Annotated in this window: 20 protein-coding genes; 14 read left to right on the forward strand and 6 right to left on the reverse strand. The window is 50.7% G+C overall.

Annotation, left to right across the window (positions count from 1 at the left end):
• Position 1 precedes the first annotated feature (1 nt).
• The 4 genes from EVJ33_RS03120 to EVJ33_RS03135 all read left to right on the forward strand — a co-directional run bounded on the left by EVJ33_RS03120 (position 2) and on the right by EVJ33_RS03135 (position 2,550).
• Positions 2-1,270 (forward strand): S1C family serine protease, encoded by a 1,269-nt coding sequence (locus tag EVJ33_RS03120; protein WP_131434370.1) that lies wholly within the window; start codon positions 2-4, stop codon positions 1,268-1,270.
• A 37-nt stretch (positions 1,271-1,307) separates the two neighbouring features.
• The gene (locus tag EVJ33_RS03125; RefSeq protein ID WP_021067873.1) at positions 1,308-1,469 is read left to right on the forward strand and encodes a CxxH/CxxC protein; all 162 of its coding nucleotides are present in this window, start codon (positions 1,308-1,310) and stop codon (positions 1,467-1,469) included.
• A gap of 83 nt (positions 1,470-1,552) precedes the next feature.
• Entirely contained in the window at positions 1,553-2,032 is a 480-nt protein-coding gene (gene rlmH, locus EVJ33_RS03130) for a 23S rRNA (pseudouridine(1915)-N(3))-methyltransferase RlmH (protein ID WP_058765186.1), read from the forward strand.
• Between the two features lie 179 nt (positions 2,033-2,211).
• Positions 2,212-2,550 (forward strand): hypothetical protein, encoded by a 339-nt coding sequence (locus tag EVJ33_RS03135; protein WP_131434372.1) that lies wholly within the window; start codon positions 2,212-2,214, stop codon positions 2,548-2,550.
• A gap of 24 nt (positions 2,551-2,574) precedes the next feature.
• Here the strand turns inward: EVJ33_RS03135 and EVJ33_RS03140 are convergent, their stop codons facing one another.
• A complete protein-coding gene (locus EVJ33_RS03140; protein WP_236634516.1) occupies positions 2,575-2,940 on the reverse strand; it encodes a hypothetical protein in 366 nt (121 codons plus the stop codon).
• Between the two features lie 42 nt (positions 2,941-2,982).
• On the opposite strand from EVJ33_RS03140, the gene EVJ33_RS03145 reads away from it, so the two are divergent.
• From EVJ33_RS03145 to EVJ33_RS03165, 5 genes are all read left to right on the forward strand, one after another.
• Positions 2,983-3,768 (forward strand): nucleotidyltransferase domain-containing protein, encoded by a 786-nt coding sequence (locus EVJ33_RS03145; RefSeq protein ID WP_131434374.1) that lies wholly within the window; start codon positions 2,983-2,985, stop codon positions 3,766-3,768.
• A 432-nt stretch (positions 3,769-4,200) separates the two neighbouring features.
• Positions 4,201-4,446 carry an acyl carrier protein gene (locus EVJ33_RS03150; RefSeq protein WP_131434376.1) on the forward strand — a complete coding sequence of 82 codons (246 nt, stop codon included), beginning with the start codon at positions 4,201-4,203 and terminating at the stop codon, positions 4,444-4,446.
• On the forward strand, positions 4,443-5,849 hold the full coding sequence (locus EVJ33_RS03155; protein WP_131434378.1) for an AMP-binding protein: 1,407 nt from the start codon (positions 4,443-4,445) through the stop codon (positions 5,847-5,849). Before EVJ33_RS03150 ends, EVJ33_RS03155 begins: the two co-directional genes overlap by 4 nt.
• Before the next feature lie 68 nt (positions 5,850-5,917).
• Positions 5,918-7,369 carry an MBOAT family O-acyltransferase gene (locus EVJ33_RS03160; protein ID WP_131434379.1) on the forward strand — a complete coding sequence of 484 codons (1,452 nt, stop codon included), beginning with the start codon at positions 5,918-5,920 and terminating at the stop codon, positions 7,367-7,369.
• Between the two features lie 30 nt (positions 7,370-7,399).
• Positions 7,400-8,290, forward strand: coding sequence for a hypothetical protein (locus EVJ33_RS03165; RefSeq protein WP_236634517.1), 891 nt, complete (start codon positions 7,400-7,402; stop codon positions 8,288-8,290).
• Positions 8,291-8,324: 34 nt separating this feature from the next.
• Here EVJ33_RS03165 and EVJ33_RS03170 read toward each other — a convergent pair whose 3' ends face one another.
• Positions 8,325-8,831, reverse strand: a complete 507-nt coding sequence (locus EVJ33_RS03170; RefSeq protein ID WP_236634518.1) for a hypothetical protein — start codon at positions 8,829-8,831, stop codon at positions 8,325-8,327.
• Between the two features lie 105 nt (positions 8,832-8,936).
• Here EVJ33_RS03170 and EVJ33_RS03175 point away from each other — a divergent pair, with 105 nt between their 5' ends.
• Positions 8,937-9,410: a peptide-methionine (S)-S-oxide reductase gene (locus EVJ33_RS03175; RefSeq protein ID WP_131434382.1), complete on the forward strand. Its 474-nt coding sequence runs from the start codon at positions 8,937-8,939 to the stop codon at positions 9,408-9,410.
• 29 nt (positions 9,411-9,439) lie between these two features.
• Here the strand turns inward: EVJ33_RS03175 and EVJ33_RS03180 are convergent, their stop codons facing one another.
• Positions 9,440-9,682, reverse strand: coding sequence for a hypothetical protein (locus EVJ33_RS03180; protein ID WP_131434384.1), 243 nt, complete (start codon positions 9,680-9,682; stop codon positions 9,440-9,442).
• An 18-nt stretch (positions 9,683-9,700) separates the two neighbouring features.
• The gene (locus tag EVJ33_RS03185; protein ID WP_131434385.1) at positions 9,701-10,333 is read right to left on the reverse strand and encodes an HNH endonuclease family protein; all 633 of its coding nucleotides are present in this window, start codon (positions 10,331-10,333) and stop codon (positions 9,701-9,703) included.
• A 235-nt stretch (positions 10,334-10,568) separates the two neighbouring features.
• Between EVJ33_RS03185 and EVJ33_RS03190 the strand changes: the two genes are divergently transcribed.
• Together EVJ33_RS03190 and EVJ33_RS03195 are read left to right on the forward strand one after the other, a co-directional pair.
• Positions 10,569-11,762 (forward strand): DUF4317 domain-containing protein, encoded by a 1,194-nt coding sequence (locus EVJ33_RS03190; protein WP_131434387.1) that lies wholly within the window; start codon positions 10,569-10,571, stop codon positions 11,760-11,762.
• A gap of 24 nt (positions 11,763-11,786) precedes the next feature.
• Positions 11,787-12,215, forward strand: coding sequence for a hypothetical protein (locus tag EVJ33_RS03195; RefSeq protein WP_131434389.1), 429 nt, complete (start codon positions 11,787-11,789; stop codon positions 12,213-12,215).
• A 207-nt stretch (positions 12,216-12,422) separates the two neighbouring features.
• Here the strand turns inward: EVJ33_RS03195 and EVJ33_RS03200 are convergent, their stop codons facing one another.
• Positions 12,423-13,868, reverse strand: coding sequence for a DEAD/DEAH box helicase (locus EVJ33_RS03200; RefSeq protein WP_131434391.1), 1,446 nt, complete (start codon positions 13,866-13,868; stop codon positions 12,423-12,425).
• A 186-nt stretch (positions 13,869-14,054) separates the two neighbouring features.
• The gene (locus EVJ33_RS03205) at positions 14,055-14,828 is read right to left on the reverse strand and encodes an aminoglycoside 6-adenylyltransferase (RefSeq protein ID WP_131434393.1); all 774 of its coding nucleotides are present in this window, start codon (positions 14,826-14,828) and stop codon (positions 14,055-14,057) included.
• Between the two features lie 84 nt (positions 14,829-14,912).
• Here EVJ33_RS03205 and EVJ33_RS03210 point away from each other — a divergent pair, with 84 nt between their 5' ends.
• Positions 14,913-15,983, forward strand: coding sequence for an alpha/beta hydrolase (locus tag EVJ33_RS03210; protein ID WP_131434395.1), 1,071 nt, complete (start codon positions 14,913-14,915; stop codon positions 15,981-15,983).
• Positions 15,980-18,754 (forward strand): glycoside hydrolase family 3 C-terminal domain-containing protein, encoded by a 2,775-nt coding sequence (locus EVJ33_RS03215; RefSeq protein WP_131434397.1) that lies wholly within the window; start codon positions 15,980-15,982, stop codon positions 18,752-18,754. Before EVJ33_RS03210 ends, EVJ33_RS03215 begins: the two co-directional genes overlap by 4 nt.
• Positions 18,755-18,778: the final 24 nt, after the last annotated feature.

Raw genomic sequence — 18,778 nt, forward strand, 5'->3', positions numbered from 1 at the left:
CGTGAACGAAGAGAGACACCATGAGTATGAACCTCAAGACGTCGAACCTTTAGAGCACGAAGCAGATACAATGAACGATGAAAAACCGACGTACCCATCTCGCAGCGAGTGGCGCCCGAAACAAGAAGAACATGTGCGCCACAAGCCGCGAATGAACTTAAAACCGTTGTTACTCGGAGGGGTTGGCGGATTCTTAGGAGCGGCTTTGTTCTTTTTGGCGATGATGCTCTGGGATTCGCCAACCTCTCGTTTTGTGACAAATGAACTCATTCGGACGGAACAAGCCGTCACTGTTACAGAATCCGATATTACGGGCGCTGTAACGGGCGCTAAGACGTCCGTCGTCAGCATTACGAACATCCAGCGGGCCTTCACCTCGGAATCGCAGTGGGAGGCTGGAGCAGGCTCTGGTGTCATCTATAAAGTCGAGGGGGATACGGCGTATATCGTCACGAACTTCCACGTCATCGAAGAAGCGGACGAAATCAACGTGGCGTTTTCAGACGGACAAGTTGCTTCGGCGACGATTCTCGGAGAAGACCCACTCAATGATTTGGCCGTCGCATCGGTCGAACTGCCGGCCAATATTGATGTCGCCCCGATCACGCTCGGGGACTCGACCGTGCTGCAGGCAGGCGAGACCGTCATGGCGATCGGCAATCCGCTCGGCGTCTTTTCAAACTCGGTCACCCGTGGTATCGTCAGTGGTGTCGAACGCACCGTACCGGTCGACACGAACAGTGACGGACTCATGGATTATAACGCTGAGGTCATTCAGACCGATGCCGCCATCAACCCAGGAAACTCGGGCGGGGCACTGATCAACATCCGCGGCGAGCTCGTCGGCATCAATTCGATGAAAATCGCTGAGGCGAGTGTCGAAGGGGTCGGCTTCTCGATTCCCGTCAACGTCGCGCTGCCGGTCATCGACATGCTTGAACGCGATGGGAAAGTGACGCGGCCTCAACTCGGCGTCACGATTCAAGAAGTCATCGCCGTACCAGGTAACGTCCGGGAAGAGTATGGGATTAGTTTTGACAATGAGGACGGCGTATTCGTCGAGGCGATCACCCCCGGCAGTCCAGCCGAAGAGGCGGGTCTTCGTGTCGGTGACGTCATTACCAAAATCGGTGACCGCGACATCAAACGTTACGTCGATTTAAGGGACGCGCTGTACCGAGACGCTACGGTTGGGGATAACATCACGATCGAATATACGCGACGCGGCAAGGCAGGCGAGACCGAAGCCACATTAACTGAAGCAACCTAAAGGAGCGGCGACGCTTCTTTTTTAAGGAGGAAATATTGTGGAAAAAAAAGTATGCAAGGAACATGTTGAAATCGCTTTAGATATCATTGTCGATGAGACGGGAGAATACCCGTTGCTCGAAGAACTATCCACAAGTGGACAAGTGACATGTGAGTTCTGCGATGCCGACGCAACATATGTTGTGTCAAGCAAAAAATGATTATCAACATGTGGATTTGTGGATAACTCTGTGGATAACCCTATGGATAACTCCAAAAAAACTGTGGAAAAAGGAAGAATTGGATGAATATTTCAATTATCACGGTCGGCAAACTAAAAGAGAAGTATTTGAAACTAGGGATTGCCGAGTATACAAAACGCCTATCGGCCTATGCAAAAGTGCAGGAAATCGAGGTCGCGGACGAGAAAGCGCCCGAGCATTTAAGTGAAGCGGACATGATTCTAGTAAAACAAAAAGAAGGCGAGCGAATTTTGGCGAAAATCAGTCCGGACACGCATGTGATTGCTTTGGCCATCGACGCCAAACAACGGACGAGCGAAGAGTTCGCCCGAGAACTCGATAATTTGGCAACGTACGGCAAGAGCAAAATCGCGTTCGTCATCGGTGGCTCGCTCGGCTTATCGGATGATGTCATGAAGCGTTCGGACGACACGATCTCATTCTCAAAAATGACGTTTCCGCATCAGTTAATGAAGCTCGTCTTGTGTGAGCAGATTTATCGGGCGTATCGGATTAACCGGAATGAACCGTATCATAAGTAACCGCGTATACATTCTTTTAGCGTCAGAGGCAGCTCACTGTCTTTGACGCTTTTTTTTGCAGGTAAATGTTTTTAACTACCGAATGCTAATCATATTGAAAAGATTTTATAGCGTTGAAAATCAAGCACTTATTTTAATTAAAATTCACAGAGATTGAATATTTGAAAGGAGGCTTCACTTTGAAAAAAACAGTTTTAATCAATGCATCTTTTTTGGTGGAAGTAGAGGAAATTGAAGTGCACAAAGATTTTGGAATGATTGATCAAGTCACAAACGAGTTGTGTCAGGACCAAACAATCCAAATCGGTACGAATGCAGTGAATGTGGAATGGGAAAGTTGCTCCACGGTTGTCTTAGACCCAGGTTCAATGAATTGTGGACTATGTTCAACTTGTGGACGATGGACAAAAGACAGAGAAAAAAGGGATCCATTGTTACAGTTGTGTAATGGAGCAACTTTTGAAGGGAAACTGCTGTGTGATGACTGTTTACCAGAAGATCACAGGTGGTCTTTTTAACAACATCATTAGACCCTTGAATATTTATTGGTCCTCAAAAATACGAATGTTTTTGAGTTGTTCAATCAAGTGTTCTTTCGTTACCGCACCATCGAGTTGGAATTGCTTTGGATAATATTCAGGCATGAAGATCGGAGTCCCTTTTGCAATCCATGCTTGGCGATACATGGCGTGGGTCTCTTCTCGTTGCATAAATAAACCTTCTTCAATTTCGACGTCATCATCATCTCCGAATTGGAATCGACAACACGAACAAATTTCAAATGAAGGATCATTAAATTCGTTGTAAGCAGGTTCGTCTAATTCATCAAATCCACAGACAGGGCAGGTATAGGTCATTGACTCATCTCCATCTCCATCTCCATTTCCATTTCCATTATAATCATACATAGATAAACAACTAACGTCTAAATTACAAAGGAGATCTCTTTAATGCATGCAATGATCCAGCAAAAACTAATAGAAATTGAAGCGAAGTACGGTGTAAAAATTCTATATGCGGTTGAGTCTGGCAGCCGAGCCTGGGGATTCCCTTCAAAAGATAGCGATTATGATGTTAGATTTATCTACATTCATCTTCCTGAGTGGTATTTAGCCATCGATCCCCAAGGCATTGGACAAAAGCGTGATGTAATTGAAGAGCCAATTAACGATTTATTAGACATCAGTGGTTGGGAAGTCACGAAAGCATTGCGTCTATTTAGAAAGAACAATCCCCCTCTCTTGGAATGGCTCAGAAGTGAGATTGTTTACTATCAACAGTATACGCTTATAGATAATATGCGAGCGCTAGAATCAGAGGTGTTTTATCCGAACTCGATGTTACATCATTACTTAAATATGGCTAAAAACAACTACCGTGAATATTTGCAAGGACGAGAAGTCCGCATCAAAAAATATTTTTACGTGCTTCGTCCGATTTTGGCTTGCCAGTGGATTGAAAAATATAATACGGCACCACCGATTAGTTTTCATGTCCTTTTAGAGGATTCATTAAAAGATGGTGAATTAAAGCATTCGATTGATCGATTATTAGAGCGAAAGTTGGCCGGAGATGAGTTTGATTTAGAACCTCGGATTACCGTCATTAACAAATTTGTAGAACGAGAAATTCAACGTTTTGAAGTATATGTGGAATCGCTGGACGTTGAAGTAAATGATCCAACGGCACAACTGAATGATTTATTTCGATATACGTTGAAAGAAGTTTGGGGATGAGTAATCTATTCCATGTAGGACGAGACATGTAAATTATAGGTTAAATCTATTCAGCATGATTCTTCGAATATGAAGGTTTGGATATGTAGATGACTCGAAATCCTAAAATATATGGGTGGATGATATTGCGTAGCCGACTAACATTTACTTGGATCATCAAGCTGGTCTCGACCAACGTGAAAACAGTTCGAGTGCAAGAGCAAGAAAATACATGACACTTGGCCCCTTGGTCCATTGATACTGATCTAGAGAGTTTATATAAAGACTGGCTATCGAATAACGATAGCCGGTTTTTCTCGATGATCTGCGCCAATTATCTGATGCTGTATTGCCGTCAAAAATCCGATGTGATAAAATCACTTAGCAAATGATTATCATTATCAATTATACGCATATAAACGTTACACATAAAACGGGGGAGAATTTAAACCAATGAACAATATCGAATTATATAAAACCGCATTTATCAACGGACTGGATGTCGAGCCAGACGCGTCATTCGAAGAAATGAAGCTTGGTGTCACGAAAGAATGGGATTCGATCGGCCACATGACGTTGATTGCTGAGCTTGAAGATGCGTTTGACGTCGATCTCGATTCCGATGTGATCACGGACTTCAACACGTATCAATCCGGCATCGACTTATTGAAACGCTTGGGTGTGGATTTCGGACAATGAAGCGCTTCGATACGATCGAGCGGTATGGAGAACGTAGCGCCATCTACGCGGATCGCGCGTATTCCTACGACGAGATGATCGAGACGGCCGACGCGATTGGGGATGAGATCGGTCATCGAACACTCGTCTTTATTTTGTGCGCCAACAACAAAGAGTCACTGTTTGGCTACGTCGGATGTCTCCGCGGACGCATCGTGCCGCTCCTGTTGGATGCAGCGATTCATTCGGAACAGCTGCAGCACTTAATTGACCGCTATCGACCGACGCACATTTGGGCGAATCGGGAGCATCATCAATTAGCGCAGGAGATGGACACGACTTATGAATATGGGGACTATGCGTTATTTGAATGTCCTCATGCAATCGAACATGAACTGCATGACGAGCTCGCGCTCTTGTTGACGACGTCCGGCAGCACGGGCAGTCCGAAGCTGGTACGGCTTAGCTATGACAACTTGTTCCGCAACGCGGCATCGATCGTGTCTTATCTAGACATCAGCGAAGACGATCGTCCGATCACGACGCTGCCGATGAACTACTCATATGGCTTATCCATCATCAACAGCCACCTCGTGTCTGGGGCGACGATCGTGATGACGGAGTCATCGATCATGCAGAAGGACTTTTGGCAGTTGTGTCGCGACCAACACGTCACGACGTTCGGTGGCGTCCCATTCATCTACGAGATGCTCAATCGGCTCAAATTCGAGAAGCTGGAGCTACCGAGTTTGACGAAACTGACCCAAGCCGGAGGGAAATTGAATCTGGATTTAGCGAGTACGTTTACCGACATCTGCGAACGAAAAGGGATTCAGTTTTTCACGATGTATGGGCAAACGGAAGCGACGGCACGCATGTCGTATTTGCCTCCTGACCAGAGTCGTGAGAAGGCAGGCAGCATCGGCATCGCCATCCCAGGCGGTGAATTGACGTTACGCAATGAAACGGGCGAACTCATCACCGCGCCCAACGTCGTCGGCGAATTGATATATCGTGGCGCAAACGTGTCGCTCGGTTATGCCGAGGCATTGTCCGATCTCGCAAACGGAGATGAGAACGAGGGCGTCCTGCAGACAGGCGATTTGGCGTATATGGACGAAGACGGCTATTTCTTTATCGTCGGCCGCATCAAGCGCATGATCAAGATGCACGGGAACCGGATCAGCCTCGATGAAGTGGAACATCTGCTACGAGCACACGGACATGAGTGTGTCTGTACAGGGACGGATGACGAGCTGTACGTCTACACGTTGCACGACGACCGTGTCGCTATCAAACAAGTCATCAAAGACATGATGCATACGAGAGGGGTTACGATTCTACAAATCGATGCCATTCCCCGGAACGAATCCGGAAAAATTCTGTATGGCGCGTTACCGAAACGAGAGCTCGTCACCAACTGAAAACGTAAACTGGTGCAAGTGAAGCCTTTGTTGAAAGCAATATAAGTTTAGAATAATCAGGTGAAGCTATGACGTTTATTTCAATCGAGTTTTTACTCTTTCTCGCCATTTTAGTGGCGATATATTATGTGGTGCCGCATCGCTTCCGATGGGTGCTGTTACTGACGGCGAGCTATTTGTTTTATGCGACGGTCAGTATCCAATTCATTCCGTTGTTGCTCGTGAGCACGGCCTTTACGTTTGTCACGGGGCTCCTCATTGAACGACAAGATGAGAAGCAACAGAAAAAGCGGCTGATGCTTCTTGGTGTCTTCGTCTTGGTGTTGTTCCTCGGCTGGTTCAAATACTTTAACTTCGTGAACGACTCGTTACACACGCTGGCGACATCGATGGGGTGGAACTATGACATCCCATATCGCGACATCGTCTTGCCGCTGGCGATTTCGTTTTATACGTTCCAGGCCATCAGCTATCTCGTCGATCTGTATCGCGGGAAACTGAAGGCCGAGCGCCATTATGGATACTTCTCGATTTACTTCGCCTTCTTCCCGCAGCTAGTGGCGGGTCCAATCGAGCGGGCCAAGAAGTTGCTGCCTCAATTCAAAGCGGAGCAACGGTTCGATTACGAGCATGTCAGCTATGGGATGAAGCGGATTGCTTGGGGCTTCTTTAAGAAGACGCTCATCGCTGACCGATTGGCCCCGATGGTCGCGAGCGTGTTCAGTCAGCCAAACCCGACCGGTTCTGAAATCGTGCTCGGCACGATGTTGTTCTCGATTCAATTGTACGCCGACTTTTCAGCCTGCAGTGACATCGCCATCGGGACAGCGAGACTATTCGGCATCAAGTTGACGGAGAATTTTCGACAGCCTCATTTCGCGGTATCGATTGCCGACTTTTGGAACCGGTGGCACATCTCGCTGTCGACGTGGCTCCGGGATTATATCTTTATCCCGCTCTGCAAAGGGAAAAAGAAGCGGCATCAGATCTATGTCGCTATCGTCATCACATTTTTGGTGAGCGGCATCTGGCATGGGGCCGCCTGGAGTTTCGTCTTGTGGGGTCTGATTCATGGCCTGTACCGTGTGTTCGGGGATGCGACGAAACATCAGCGGGAACAGATGGCGTCCTTCATTCGACTCGACCGGGCGCCCGAGCTTCATAAATGGCTGAAAATCGCCATCACGTTCCAGTTGGTCTGTTTCTCACGTGTCTTCTTCGTTTCCGACTCGGTCGCACAAGCGTTTCACCATGCCCGGTTGTATGTGACACCTTCGTCATGGGCACCGGTCGACATGCTACAGGCACTTGAATTATTCTCGTTACTCGATTTACTTGTGTTCCTCTTCTTCTTTACGACCGTCCACGTGTTTCAGTACATCGAACGGACGAAAGGTTCGGCCTGGGACTGGTTGGCTGAGCGCTCCGCCTTCACGAACGTGGCGATTCAACTGTTCGTGATCGTATCGGTCTTGGTGTTCGGTGTTTCGAGTGAAGGGTTCATTTATGGTGGGTTCTAAGTGAAAGGAATGGCTATGAGAAGTGTATGGATGAAAATAGCGGTGGTCATCGGGATTGTTGTCATCTTGTTGATTCCGCTCAACAATTTTGTCAAAGAGTCGTGGGCGTACAATAACAACCGCGGTGTGTTAGCGTTTCGAGAAGACCCGGCTCCTTTGGATATTATCAACCTGGGGACATCGCACGCGATGTTCGGCTATGCGTTCAAACCGCTCGGCCTGTCGCATCTCGATTTGGCGTTGCCGAGCCAAACGATTGAGTACGACTTGAAGATGTTGAAGCAGTACGACGAGCATCTGCGTCCGGGAGGCGTCGTCATCGTCTCGCTCTCGCAAATCACGTTCAGTAACGCGGAGATTGGCCGGAAAGAAAACTATTATCAGGTGTTGGACCGGGAAGACATCGAACCGGTCAGTACGTTTGATTACTATACGTACACGTCGATTCCTGCATTGAACAGTGGGAGCGTCTATACGGCGCTATCACGAGAGATCCGGGATTTCAGATGGGAGTCGCACAAACCGTGGGTGAACAACGGCAAGAATTATTCGGAACGAAAATACGAGATGGTCGAAGCGCAATATAAACAGGCTGTGAAGAATCGTGACATCGAGCAGAATATGGAACGATTGAAAGACATCGTCGAGTATTGTCAGGCAAAAGGTTATCGTGTCGTGTTGGCGATGGAGCCGGTCCATGAATCATACCTGGCCTACTTTAATGAGACAGCGATGGATCGACTTGTCCATCAACATCTGGAACCACTCGATTTAGATGTCCCGTTCCTGGATTATATGGAAGACGAACGGTTCATCCATCAGCGTGAGTACTTTCATAATCCAGACCATTTGAACGGGAAAGGGAGAACGCTCCTATCTTCTCTCGTCTATGAGGATTTGAAACGACTCGGCTATCTATAAGACAAGGAAATCTACAGCGCGTAGATTTCCTTTTTCAGTCTGTCGCCTGCTGGCTTTGCGAAAGTTTTTCTTCCATTTCCGTATGTAATTTGGTCACGATCCCATCCGGATGCGGAGAAATCGCGAGTTGAACATGGACCGGGAACAGGGTCCATAGGTCGGTCGGATAATACGAACCATCACGAGGTGAGCGATGGGCTTGAACGGTACATGATTCATCATCTTCATCAATGTATAATACAAGGGGGACCGACATGCCGGATCCCTGCTTGAAGCGGTCACCTTCTTGCACATACTCTTGAATGAGCGCCCAGACGTACACCTCGTTCTTCGTCGTATTCGTGTCGAGGATTTGATACGTGGTCCATACATCGCCGCCGAAGTTCGGTTCCATCACTTCGGTCGTCAAATAGCGTTCGATCTCCTTGTGATCAACGGAAACGGACTGGCTCATTGAGACGAATGATTCGCCTGTCGCCGTCTGATAGGCGCCTGAGACGAGCGTGATGGTACAAAATGTGGTTAACATGAGTTTTTTCAAAGTAAGTCCCCCGTATCTGTTCACCGATAAAAGATGTGATTGTATCGTAGCGTATTTATTCCGAGTTGTGGGATTGATTGACTAAAATTTTAAGGAGGTCATTGCATGCAGACTGTATATTTAGCGGGAGGTTGCCTCTGGGGCGTTCAAGCGTTCATCAAGACGTTACCAGGCGTCATCGAGACAGAAGCCGGACGAGCCAACGGGACGACGGATACGCTTGACGGAAACTATGACGGCTATACGGAATGCGTCAAAACGACGTTTGATCCGAACATCGTCACGATTCACGATTTGATGGACTACTTGTTCGAAATCATCGATCCGTACAGCGTCAATCGCCAAGGCGAGGACATCGGCGAAAAGTATCGGACTGGCGTCTATAGTACAGATCCACGCCATTTGGAAACTGCACGCACATTTATCGACAGTCGAAGCGACGCGGACCGGATCGCGGTCGAAGTGCTGTCGCTCACGAATTACGTCCGAAGCGCGGACGAGCATCAAGACCGGCTCGCGCGATGCCCGGACGATTATTGTCATATCCCGAAAGCGTTATTAGAGAAATACAAACAATAAGCCGACACGATGCCGTGTCGGCTTATTTGTTACGCCCGCTCGAGGACGTTCACGAGCAAACGGTGCACGACCTCGTGGTCACGCACGTCATGCAGTTTGTACGCTTTCCCCGGCAATGTATACCACTCGGCCGCCCCGACATACGTAATGGCGAGTTCGAGCGTGCCGTCTTCCTGGCACGTCGTCCGTAATTCAAGTTCGCCGCTGATGACGCCGACTTCTTCAGTCATAACGCCATGTGAGGCTTTAAATGTAGAGGAATGTTGATTCATAGCGGACTCCTTTCTGAATCAGTAAATGCAAGCGTTGATGGCGGTTTGAAGGGCAGCTTTCTCCGACGACTGCAGGCTTAGTCCCCAACGGCTCTTCGTCTCGACCCACATCTTTGCGTAGGCACAACGGGCTCCGGTGCGTGGTGGCTGCCATGTTGACGGATCTTGGTCACCCTTTGAGCGGTTTGAGCTAGCTGAGACGGCGATGAGTTGCGGGCCCGTCAAATCGTTGGCGAAACTTTGGCGCTTTGTCGTCGTCCAGCTGTTTGCGCCTGAACGCCATGCTTCAGCCAATGGGACGACATGGTCGACATCGAGGCTAGATGGCGACGTGAATGTGACTCCATCATAGTAACTGTACCATGACCCTGATGTGACCGGGCAGTCGCCGACGTATGAGTCCGCGTCGCGTTTCAAGACGATTTGACGTGTGTCACAACCGTTGCCTTGACTGCTCCAATGCGGGAACAAGTCACGGCTATAGCCGGTCATCGTTCCTTCAGACTTGACCGTTAACGCGTTCAACTTTGTGAGGGCGCTTGACTTCGATGGGATGCCTGGCGGGAGCGCCGAGGCGGTCAGTGTGGTCAAGTGGAGAGACGTGACGATTAAGACGATGGCAAACAACGAACTGATGCATTTTTTGAACATGTTTGTGCCTCCTATTATGTATGACGGTTGAATGATGCACATCGAATATACATGGCCAAAGTGTGGGAAATACGCAAATTTACCAAAAATGAATCGAAAGATTATAAAACTTGAGGTCAGGGACATGATACATGACATCAGACGTCCCGGCTTTAGCACTACTGACATACGCGCAAGCAACAACTATTGGTATAATGAAGGCGGTTTGTAGTAAAGGACGAAGGAGTGGGAATGAATGAATCAAAAAGACATCGCGGCGATCCGCAAGCATTTCAAGTTGAATGCGGAAGCGATCAAAATCGCTGACATTTATAATATTTATATTCGCCAAGACAGCAACGAGATTTTCCACGAGGAATTGCGCTCGTTCCCGTTCGTCGAGCAGGAACATCAAGAGCTGTTCCTCGCCAACTTCAAGAAAGTGCTAGGCGGCAAGATTGACGAGAAGCTATTCGAAGTGAAGTTTCAACATCCAGAAGCCGGTCAGACCGATCATACACAGACGTTGTTGTATGAGGCACTCCGGACCGATGACATTGAAGAATGGGCCGGCATGATGCAGCGGGTTGCGTTGAAGATGGTTCAGGACGCGCCGTTTGAGAAAGACATGGTGATCACGTTCATCCGCTTCAAATACAATAAGCCGACGCGTCGCCATTCTGAGGAGACAGAAATCGATATGCGCGACGAAGTGTGGACATCACGGTTCATTCTCGGCAGCATCAACCAGACCGAGCTCCCAAAACAGTCGCTCGTGTTCGACTATATCGAGCGAGAGTTCAAATCGAATATCTTTATCAACCCGGTCATCAAGCTTGACGCGCCAATCGGCGGTTTCTTGTTCCCGTGCTTCACGGATAACGCGGCTGACGTCAACCATATCTTGTATGCGGCCCAGAAGGCACATCAACCGGACTTTGGATTTATCGAGAACGTCTTGAACGGGACCGAGATCGTGACGGCGGTCGAGGAGAAGGCGATGTTCGAGGAAGTCGTCAAGACCGTCATCGGCGAAGAAGTGAACGTCGGGACGCTCGCAACCGTCTATGACGAGATCAACCAGATGATCCTCGCCGAAGCGGAGCGTGAGGACGAGGACGAGAGCGTACCGATGATTGATGCCCGCACCGTGGAAATCGTATTAAAGGCGAGTGGGGTCGAGGACGTGACGACGGAGAAGGTGGAGCAGGCGTTCCAACAAGTCGTCGACGACCGTCAATATGAGATGAAGGCGAGCAGTGTCGTCCCGAAATACACGTCGAAGTCGATTAAAATCAATACGAAAGTCGCGAATATCTCAATCAGTCCGCAAGACTTGAAGTACGTGAGACAAGTGAACGTGAAAGGAAAGCGGTGCCTGTTGATCGAATTAGAAGAGGATACGGAAATCGAAGGGTTCAAACTGATCTCGGAAGAACTGCTCGACTAATCTATTCCGACTGGAGGACATCGAGTGCATCCGATAGAGCTGATTGAACATTTGCTGGTAGCTGTTGTCGTATTTTTGATGTTTGCTGCGTCTTATGGATTTCGTGGGAAATGGCGTAAGATGATTCGTCTGTTGGCTGTACTCTGCATCATCGCGTATGCGGTGTTCTATGCAATCCGTCCGTCTTTAATCGAGGAACGGGTTGCTGCGGACGTCGTCATCCTCGAAGACGAACTCGAAGAACGATATCCGAATGAAACGTTCACCGTCACGACGATTCCATTTCGGACAGAGGGGTACGAGAGTACGGATCCATACACGATATATGTGACGTTTTCGAGTGAGCCGGACGCGGAGTATTACTATCAGGTGACAGACCAAGGCGAAATCGAGCAACGAGGATTCAGTTCGACGATTGAAGGGAAAATGGACTTTCAACATTTCGGAAAGTAAGCTCAGGCGCAACGCCTGAGCTATTTTTATGACAATCCGGTGAGGAAGGTTGAATTCATGACGTGTTATCGGTATGATGCTCTTGAAAGCGTTCTCTCGGTAAGACTTATTTTTTTGACGTTTATCGAAAGCGCTTTCGATAATGGCTGAGAAGACAAAAACCTCAACCCTTCTCCGCATGGAGAGGCATTGAGGTTGGAAGGATGTTTATTTTTTAGCCTTGCTCACTTTCAACTTCTTCCCTTTGATCGGTGTCGATTCCATCGCCTGAAGGACGAGTGAGCCTTTGCCGTTCAAAATGTCGACGTACGTCATCTGGTCGTTGATGGTGATGATGCCGATGTCGTCTGCCGTCACACCAGGGATTTTGGCGATCGTACCGACGAAGTCGACGGCGCGGAGTTTTTTCTTCTTCCCGCCGCTGAAGTGAAGCTTCATGATGTCTTGGTTGATGCGGGCCGTCTTGTTGTTGCGAACGACGCGTCGTCCACTCAACTTCTCTTCGAACGCGGCTTGGTTGCGCGCGACTTGTGTTTCGGTCGGGGCATCCATCTCCGGGATTTCGAACTTGATGAACGCTTCGATGGCGCGAACGAACTTGCCTTCATGAGGCGTCGCGAGCGTGATCGCTTTCCCGGCGTTGCCGGCACGGCCTGTGCGCCCGGTCCGGTGCACGTAGCTCTCTTTTTCCATCGGCACGTCATAGTTGATAACGAGGTTGACGTTATCGACGTCAATCCCACGTGCCGCGACATCGGTCGCGACGAGATAACGGAAGTTACCCATCTTGAAGCCTTCCATGACGGCGAAGCGGTCTTCTTGCTCGAGGCCACCGTGGAGTCGTTCGCACGAGTAACCGGCTTGATCGAGTTCGCTGTACACCGTGTCGACGTGTTCTTTCGTCCGGCAGAAGATGAGACAGCTGTCCGGATTTTCAACAACCGTCACATCTTGAAGCACGGCGAGCTTGTCTTCGCGACGCACTTCAATCAAGCCGTGTTCGATCGTCGAGGCGGTAACCCCACTCGATTCGATCGCGACACGGACTGGTTCGTTCATGTGCTTTTGACACAAACGCTCGATGTCGTTCGGGAACGTCGCCGAGAATACCATCGTCACGCGGTCGCGCGGCAATTCTTGAAGAATCGCTTCGACGTCAGCGAGGAAGCCGCGGTTCAACATCTCGTCGGCCTCATCGATAATCAAGTAATCGATTTTATCGAGGACGAGCGTCTCCCGTTCGATGTGGTCCATGACGCGTCCCGGTGTTCCGACGACGACGTGCGTCTTCTGTTTCAATTCATCACGCTGCTTCGAGAAAGGCTCTTTGCCGTAAACGGCAGTCGCCTTGATACGCTTGAAACGACCGATGTTCGTCATATCCTCACGGACTTGGACGGCGAGTTCGCGCGTCGGTGTGAGAATCAACACTTGTGGCTTGTTCTCTTCCCATTCGATGAGTTCCGTGACAGGGATGCCGAACGCAGCCGTCTTCCCGCTCCCGGTTTGAGCTTTGACGACCAAGTCTTGACGCTCGAGTGCGAGCGGGATGACTTTCTGTTGGACTTCGGTCGGTGATTCGTATTTCATGATGCCGAGTGCGCGTTGGATATCTTCGCTTAGGCGATAGTCTGAAAAGCTTGGTTGATTCATAGGTTTACCTCATTTTCGTGTAAGAAACTTCTATTCGAGAAATTTTCATTAGCAATTTGGATTACGCTTCATTATACACGAAACGAAGCGGTTCGTCGTTCATGCCGAAAATCGGTCGAGTGCGAAGCGGGACAAGTCGAACGGACTCTTCGTAGCTAACGTTCGTTCAGCAGGAGCTTGTGCATGTCATGCCTCATGGAGCAACCGTTGCATATACGGTTCAAGTTTGAACTGCGGATGGTCTTCCAAACAAGTTGCAAACAATGCGTGAAGTGATTGTTTGGCGCGTCGGATTGACACCGGGTCGACGGAAGCGGGATACGTCTGTAAATAGTCCTCGATGAACGAATGGTTCAACGTATGATACGCCTTGAATTGATGGACCTTTCTTCCTTCTTTCAGCGCCTGAGCCGTCAACGTTAACTCGCGCAACGTCTCGAGCATTTTCAAGGCATAAATAGGATTGTTTCGCTTCAACTCTTTCTCAAGCGCCAGCGAAGCATAGATGAACTCGAAGGGAACGTCGCTAGTCTCGTACCGGATTGAGCTGGCGATGAACCTTTCATGTTCGGTTTTCATGTGTTGGAGAAGTTGCCCGTCCCGATCGACCACCACGTTCCAAAGCGTGGAACGAACCGGGAGTATTTCAAGCGGCGCGATGGAGACGTTAAACTCTAAGCGGTTCTCAAGCAGGACAATCAATAAATAGATATCTGGTCCGAACTGCTTTTCTTTAATGAAAACCGGGGATAACTGTAGAAAGTAGTCGGCCAAACGTCGCTTGATTGATTGGGGGTCAACGTCAGTGCGGGCAGCCACCATTAAATCGATATCGGAATAACGGTCCTGATATCCTGCGACACCGGAGCCGAGCTGAACAACACCTTGAACGCCTGTGTTGGTTTGTAGGTGATTAAGAACGTGCTGGAAGTGTGTATCTCTTTCAACTGTACTGTACATAGAATGACCTCGTTTTCGTAGATGATAAATCCTTATTCTACCAATCGAGGGCAAACCCTTTAATCACATAAGGAGGATGCCGTGATGAAACAAACTTATGCACAACTGGTGAGGCTCTTGAGCCAGTCTCAAAACATGAATCATGAGGACGGTGTCGAAACAATCATCAAACCGATTCCAGACGCTGATGTGACCGGAGACCTCGACCCGCGGGTGTTAGCCGTCATCAAAGGGTATGCCGCATCCGAGCCAGAAATGTCATTCGACTTGGCGTCCGCCCGTGCCAGTATGGGTTGGCCGAACCGTGACGTGACGACGATGGACATCGCGACAGACCACGTTATGATTCCGAGCACTGACGGCGACATCCCGGTGCGCCTGTATCGGCCGCGAACGGAAGAGACGTTACCGGCCATTCTGTTCTTTCACGGCGGTGGCTTCTTCGGAGGGACGCTCGATACGGTCGAGAACCCGTGTAAACTGCTCGCCGAGAAAGTGAACGCCCTCGTCGTCTCGGTTGATTACCGGCTCGCGCCGGAGCATCCGTTTCCAGCCGGACTGAACGACTGTTACCGAGCGCTCGAATGGGTGCACGAGCGTGCCGATGCGCTCAGGGTGTCACGGGACGACATCGCGGTCGCCGGCGACAGTGCCGGCGGCAACTTGGCGACCGCTTGTTGCTTACTCGACCGATCGAACGAGACGAACATGATTCGTTTCCAGGCGCTCATTTATCCGGTCGTCAATCTGGGATCGATTCCGACAGACGATTACGAATGGACGCTCGACCGCTATGAAATCAAACATCATCACGACTTGATCCGTGGCGTCGTGATGGCACTCGGAGATTCAGAAGACCTCTTGAACCAACTCTATCTACAAGGCAAGGCCGAGCTGACCGACCCGCTCGTGTCGCCATTGTTCGCGGATGATGTGAACGGTTTGCCGCCCGCTTTGATCATCACAGCCGAATACGATTACCTTCGTCTCGAAGGCGAGGCGTACGCGCGTAAACTCGCACGCGACGGCGTACCGACGCGACTGATTCGATACCGCGGGATGGACCACGCCTTTATGGACAAGCTCGGTGACTATCCGCAAGCCGAAGACTGTTTGATTGAAATCGCAAATGGAATGAAGGAGATGACACGATGAAGACTTACACATTGAACTGGGATACATATAAACAATTGGCGCGGACAGCCGTCGCCGAAGGGGCCGTCCTCTTGAAGAACGAGGACGCGACGCTTCCGATTCAAGCGGGGACGACCGTTTCCGTGTTCGGGCGCAGTCAATTCAACTACTACAAGAGCGGTACAGGGTCAGGTGGGATGGTCAACGTCTCGCATGTGACGAGTCCGCTCGAGGCGCTTCAGTCGACCGAAGGAATCCAATTGAATACATCGCTTCTTGAGACGTATGAGACGTGGGTCGAGGCGAACCCGTTCGACCAGGGTGTCGGCTGGGCCGGTGAGCCGTGGTCGCAGCCAGAGATGGAGGTGACGAACGAACTCGTCGCGGCAGCGGCCGAAGCTTCTGATTTGGCGCTCATCTTTATCGGGCGCACAGCTGGGGAAGACCGTGACAACACGGCCGACCCGGGCAGCTATTTGTTGACGGACATCGAGCAGGCGTTGATTGAGAAGGTGTCAAAAACATTCGCGAAGACGGCCGTCGTCTTGAACGTCGGCAATATCATCGACATGGACTGGGCGCATCAACCGAGCGCGATCCTTTACACGTGGCAGGGTGGCATGGAAGGTGGGACCGGACTCGTCGACGTCTTGACGGGTGCTGTCACGCCATCGGGTAAGCTGACCGATACGATCGCTAAATCGATTGAGGACTACCCATCGACGAAAAACTTCGGACACGCGGACAAAGGCATCTATCAAGAAGACATCTACGTCGGGTACCGCTATTTCGAGACGTTCGCCAAGGACTCAGTGCTCTATCCGTTCGGGTTCGGGTTGTCGTATACGACATTCACGACGGATGTTGTGAGCGCGATTGAACAGGATGGCGTGATCACGGTGACCGTCGATGTGATGAACGCAGGCATGGTCGACGGAAAAGAAGTCGTCCAGCTGTACGTCGAGAAACCGCAAGGCACGCTCGGGAACCCGGCCCGGTCGCTCGTCGCCTTCGATAAAACGGACACACTCGCGCCGGGGGAACGGACGACGCTCACGCTCAGTGTCCCGGTCACGGACTTCGCGAGCTATGACGATAACGGCGCGACAGGGCACGCCTCAAGCTTCGTTCTCGAGGCCGGGACATACGAGCTTCACCTTGGGACCGACGTTCGCTCGGCGCAACCGGTGTTCACGTATGAAGTGGCATCTCTTCAAGTCGTCGAGACGCTCAGCGAGAATATGGCCCCGGTCACCCCGTTCGACCGCATCAAACCGGTCGCGGGTGAGAACGGCTATCTCGTCGAATACGTGCCGACGCCGCTCCGTTCGGTCGATGTCGAGGCACGTTACATCGCCGAACGTCCGGTCTCGCGCGACTACGCCGGTGACCACGGTTTGAAGTTGTCGGATGTGTATGCAGGCAAAGCCGAACTCGAAACGTTCCTCAATCAATTGACGGATGAGGATCTCGCCTGCATCGTACGTGGGCAAGGGATGAACTCGCCGCGCGTGACGCCGGGGACGGCCGCCGCGTTCGGTGGGGTGTCGGACCGCTTGAACGAACTCGGTATCCCAGCGGCATGTTGCGCGGACGGTCCGTCCGGCATCCGGATGGATATCGGAACGAAGGCGTTCGCCCTTCCGAACGGGACGCTGCTCGCCTCGACATTCAACGTCCAATTAGTGGAAGACCTGTTCGAGATGACCGGACTTGAGATGCGGAAAAATCGCGTCGATACGCTCCTCGGACCGGGGATGAATATCCACCGCAACCCGCTGAACGGCCGGAACTTCGAGTACTTCTCGGAAGACCCGCACGTGACCGGCAAGATGGCAATCGCTCAATTGAACGGGATGCATCGCGTTGGTGTGACAGGAACGCTCAAACACTTCAGCGCCAACAACCAGGAGGCGCACCGTCACGATATCGATTCGATCGTCTCGGAGCGGGCGTTACGTGAGATTTACTTGAAAGGGTTCGAGATGGCCGTCAAAGAAGGCAAAGCGACATCGATTATGACGACGTACGGCGCCGTCAACGGGGTGTGGACGGCCGGGCTCTATGATCAGAACACACGTATCCTCCGTGACGAGTGGGGCTTTGACGGCATCGTCATGACCGACTGGTGGGCGAAAGTGAACCATCATGAAGACGAGTCGGCGAACCGTCAGAACACAGCGGCGATGGTCCAGTCGCAAAACGACTTGTATATGGTCGTCGACCGTCCGGACACGAACTCGTTCGATGACAACACGGGCGCGGCGCTCGCTGATGGGACGTTGACGCGCGGTGAACTGCTCCGGAGTGCGGCGAACATCTGCCGCTTCGTCTTGCAGTCTCCGGCGATGGAACGCGAGCTTGGCATTCATGACGGCACGGTCGAGGTGATCGGGCTCGACGAGGAAGCCGGACAAGCGATCGATTTCGATGTGACGTATCGCCACCTCGAAAACGGGGAGAGCGTCAGCTTAAGTGACGCCGACACGTCGACAGGGAACACGCACGTCTTCGCCGTCTCGGTCGATGAGACGGGCACATACGACGTGACGATCACGGCAAAATCGGACGCGGGCGAACTCGCCCAGATGCCGGTCACGCTGTTCGCCAACAACATCCCAGGCCCGACGTTCACGTTCAACGGCACGGACGGAGAATGGGTGACGCAGACGAAGCAAGTGTTCTTCTTGAACCAACACAACTATTTGCAGCTCTACTTTGCACTTGGCGGTCTCGACGTGAAAGACATCACGTTCACGCTCGTCGACTCGTTCAGCATGAAAAATGGATAATGAAAGAGCCGCCTCGTTTTCGAG

The organism is Exiguobacterium sp. SL-10, from assembly GCF_004337025.1.
Taxonomy (GTDB): Bacteria; Bacillota; Bacilli; order Exiguobacteriales; family Exiguobacteriaceae; genus Exiguobacterium.

Bases quoted from the DNA above. Each gene is read 5' to 3' on its own strand.
- EVJ33_RS03215 (WP_131434397.1), top strand. From the start codon at position 15,980: ATGAAGACTTACACATTGAACTGGGATACATATAAACAATTGGCGCGG.
- EVJ33_RS03140 (WP_236634516.1), bottom strand. From the start codon at position 2,940: ATGTATGATTATAATGGAAATGGAAATGGAGATGGAGATGGAGATGAG.
- EVJ33_RS03210 (WP_131434395.1), top strand. From the start codon at position 14,913: ATGAAACAAACTTATGCACAACTGGTGAGGCTCTTGAGCCAGTCTCAA.
- EVJ33_RS03205 (WP_131434393.1), bottom strand. From the start codon at position 14,828: ATGTACAGTACAGTTGAAAGAGATACACACTTCCAGCACGTTCTTAAT.
- EVJ33_RS03160 (WP_131434379.1), top strand. From the start codon at position 5,918: ATGACGTTTATTTCAATCGAGTTTTTACTCTTTCTCGCCATTTTAGTG.
- EVJ33_RS03180 (WP_131434384.1), bottom strand. From the start codon at position 9,682: ATGAATCAACATTCCTCTACATTTAAAGCCTCACATGGCGTTATGACT.
- EVJ33_RS03175 (WP_131434382.1), top strand. From the start codon at position 8,937: ATGCAGACTGTATATTTAGCGGGAGGTTGCCTCTGGGGCGTTCAAGCG.
- EVJ33_RS03185 (WP_131434385.1), bottom strand. From the start codon at position 10,333: ATGTTCAAAAAATGCATCAGTTCGTTGTTTGCCATCGTCTTAATCGTC.
- EVJ33_RS03155 (WP_131434378.1), top strand. From the start codon at position 4,443: ATGAAGCGCTTCGATACGATCGAGCGGTATGGAGAACGTAGCGCCATC.
- EVJ33_RS03190 (WP_131434387.1), top strand. From the start codon at position 10,569: ATGAATCAAAAAGACATCGCGGCGATCCGCAAGCATTTCAAGTTGAAT.
- EVJ33_RS03145 (WP_131434374.1), top strand. From the start codon at position 2,983: ATGCATGCAATGATCCAGCAAAAACTAATAGAAATTGAAGCGAAGTAC.
- EVJ33_RS03200 (WP_131434391.1), bottom strand. From the start codon at position 13,868: ATGAATCAACCAAGCTTTTCAGACTATCGCCTAAGCGAAGATATCCAA.
- rlmH (WP_058765186.1), top strand. From the start codon at position 1,553: ATGAATATTTCAATTATCACGGTCGGCAAACTAAAAGAGAAGTATTTG.
- EVJ33_RS03165 (WP_236634517.1), top strand. From the start codon at position 7,400: ATGAAAATAGCGGTGGTCATCGGGATTGTTGTCATCTTGTTGATTCCG.
- EVJ33_RS03150 (WP_131434376.1), top strand. From the start codon at position 4,201: ATGAACAATATCGAATTATATAAAACCGCATTTATCAACGGACTGGAT.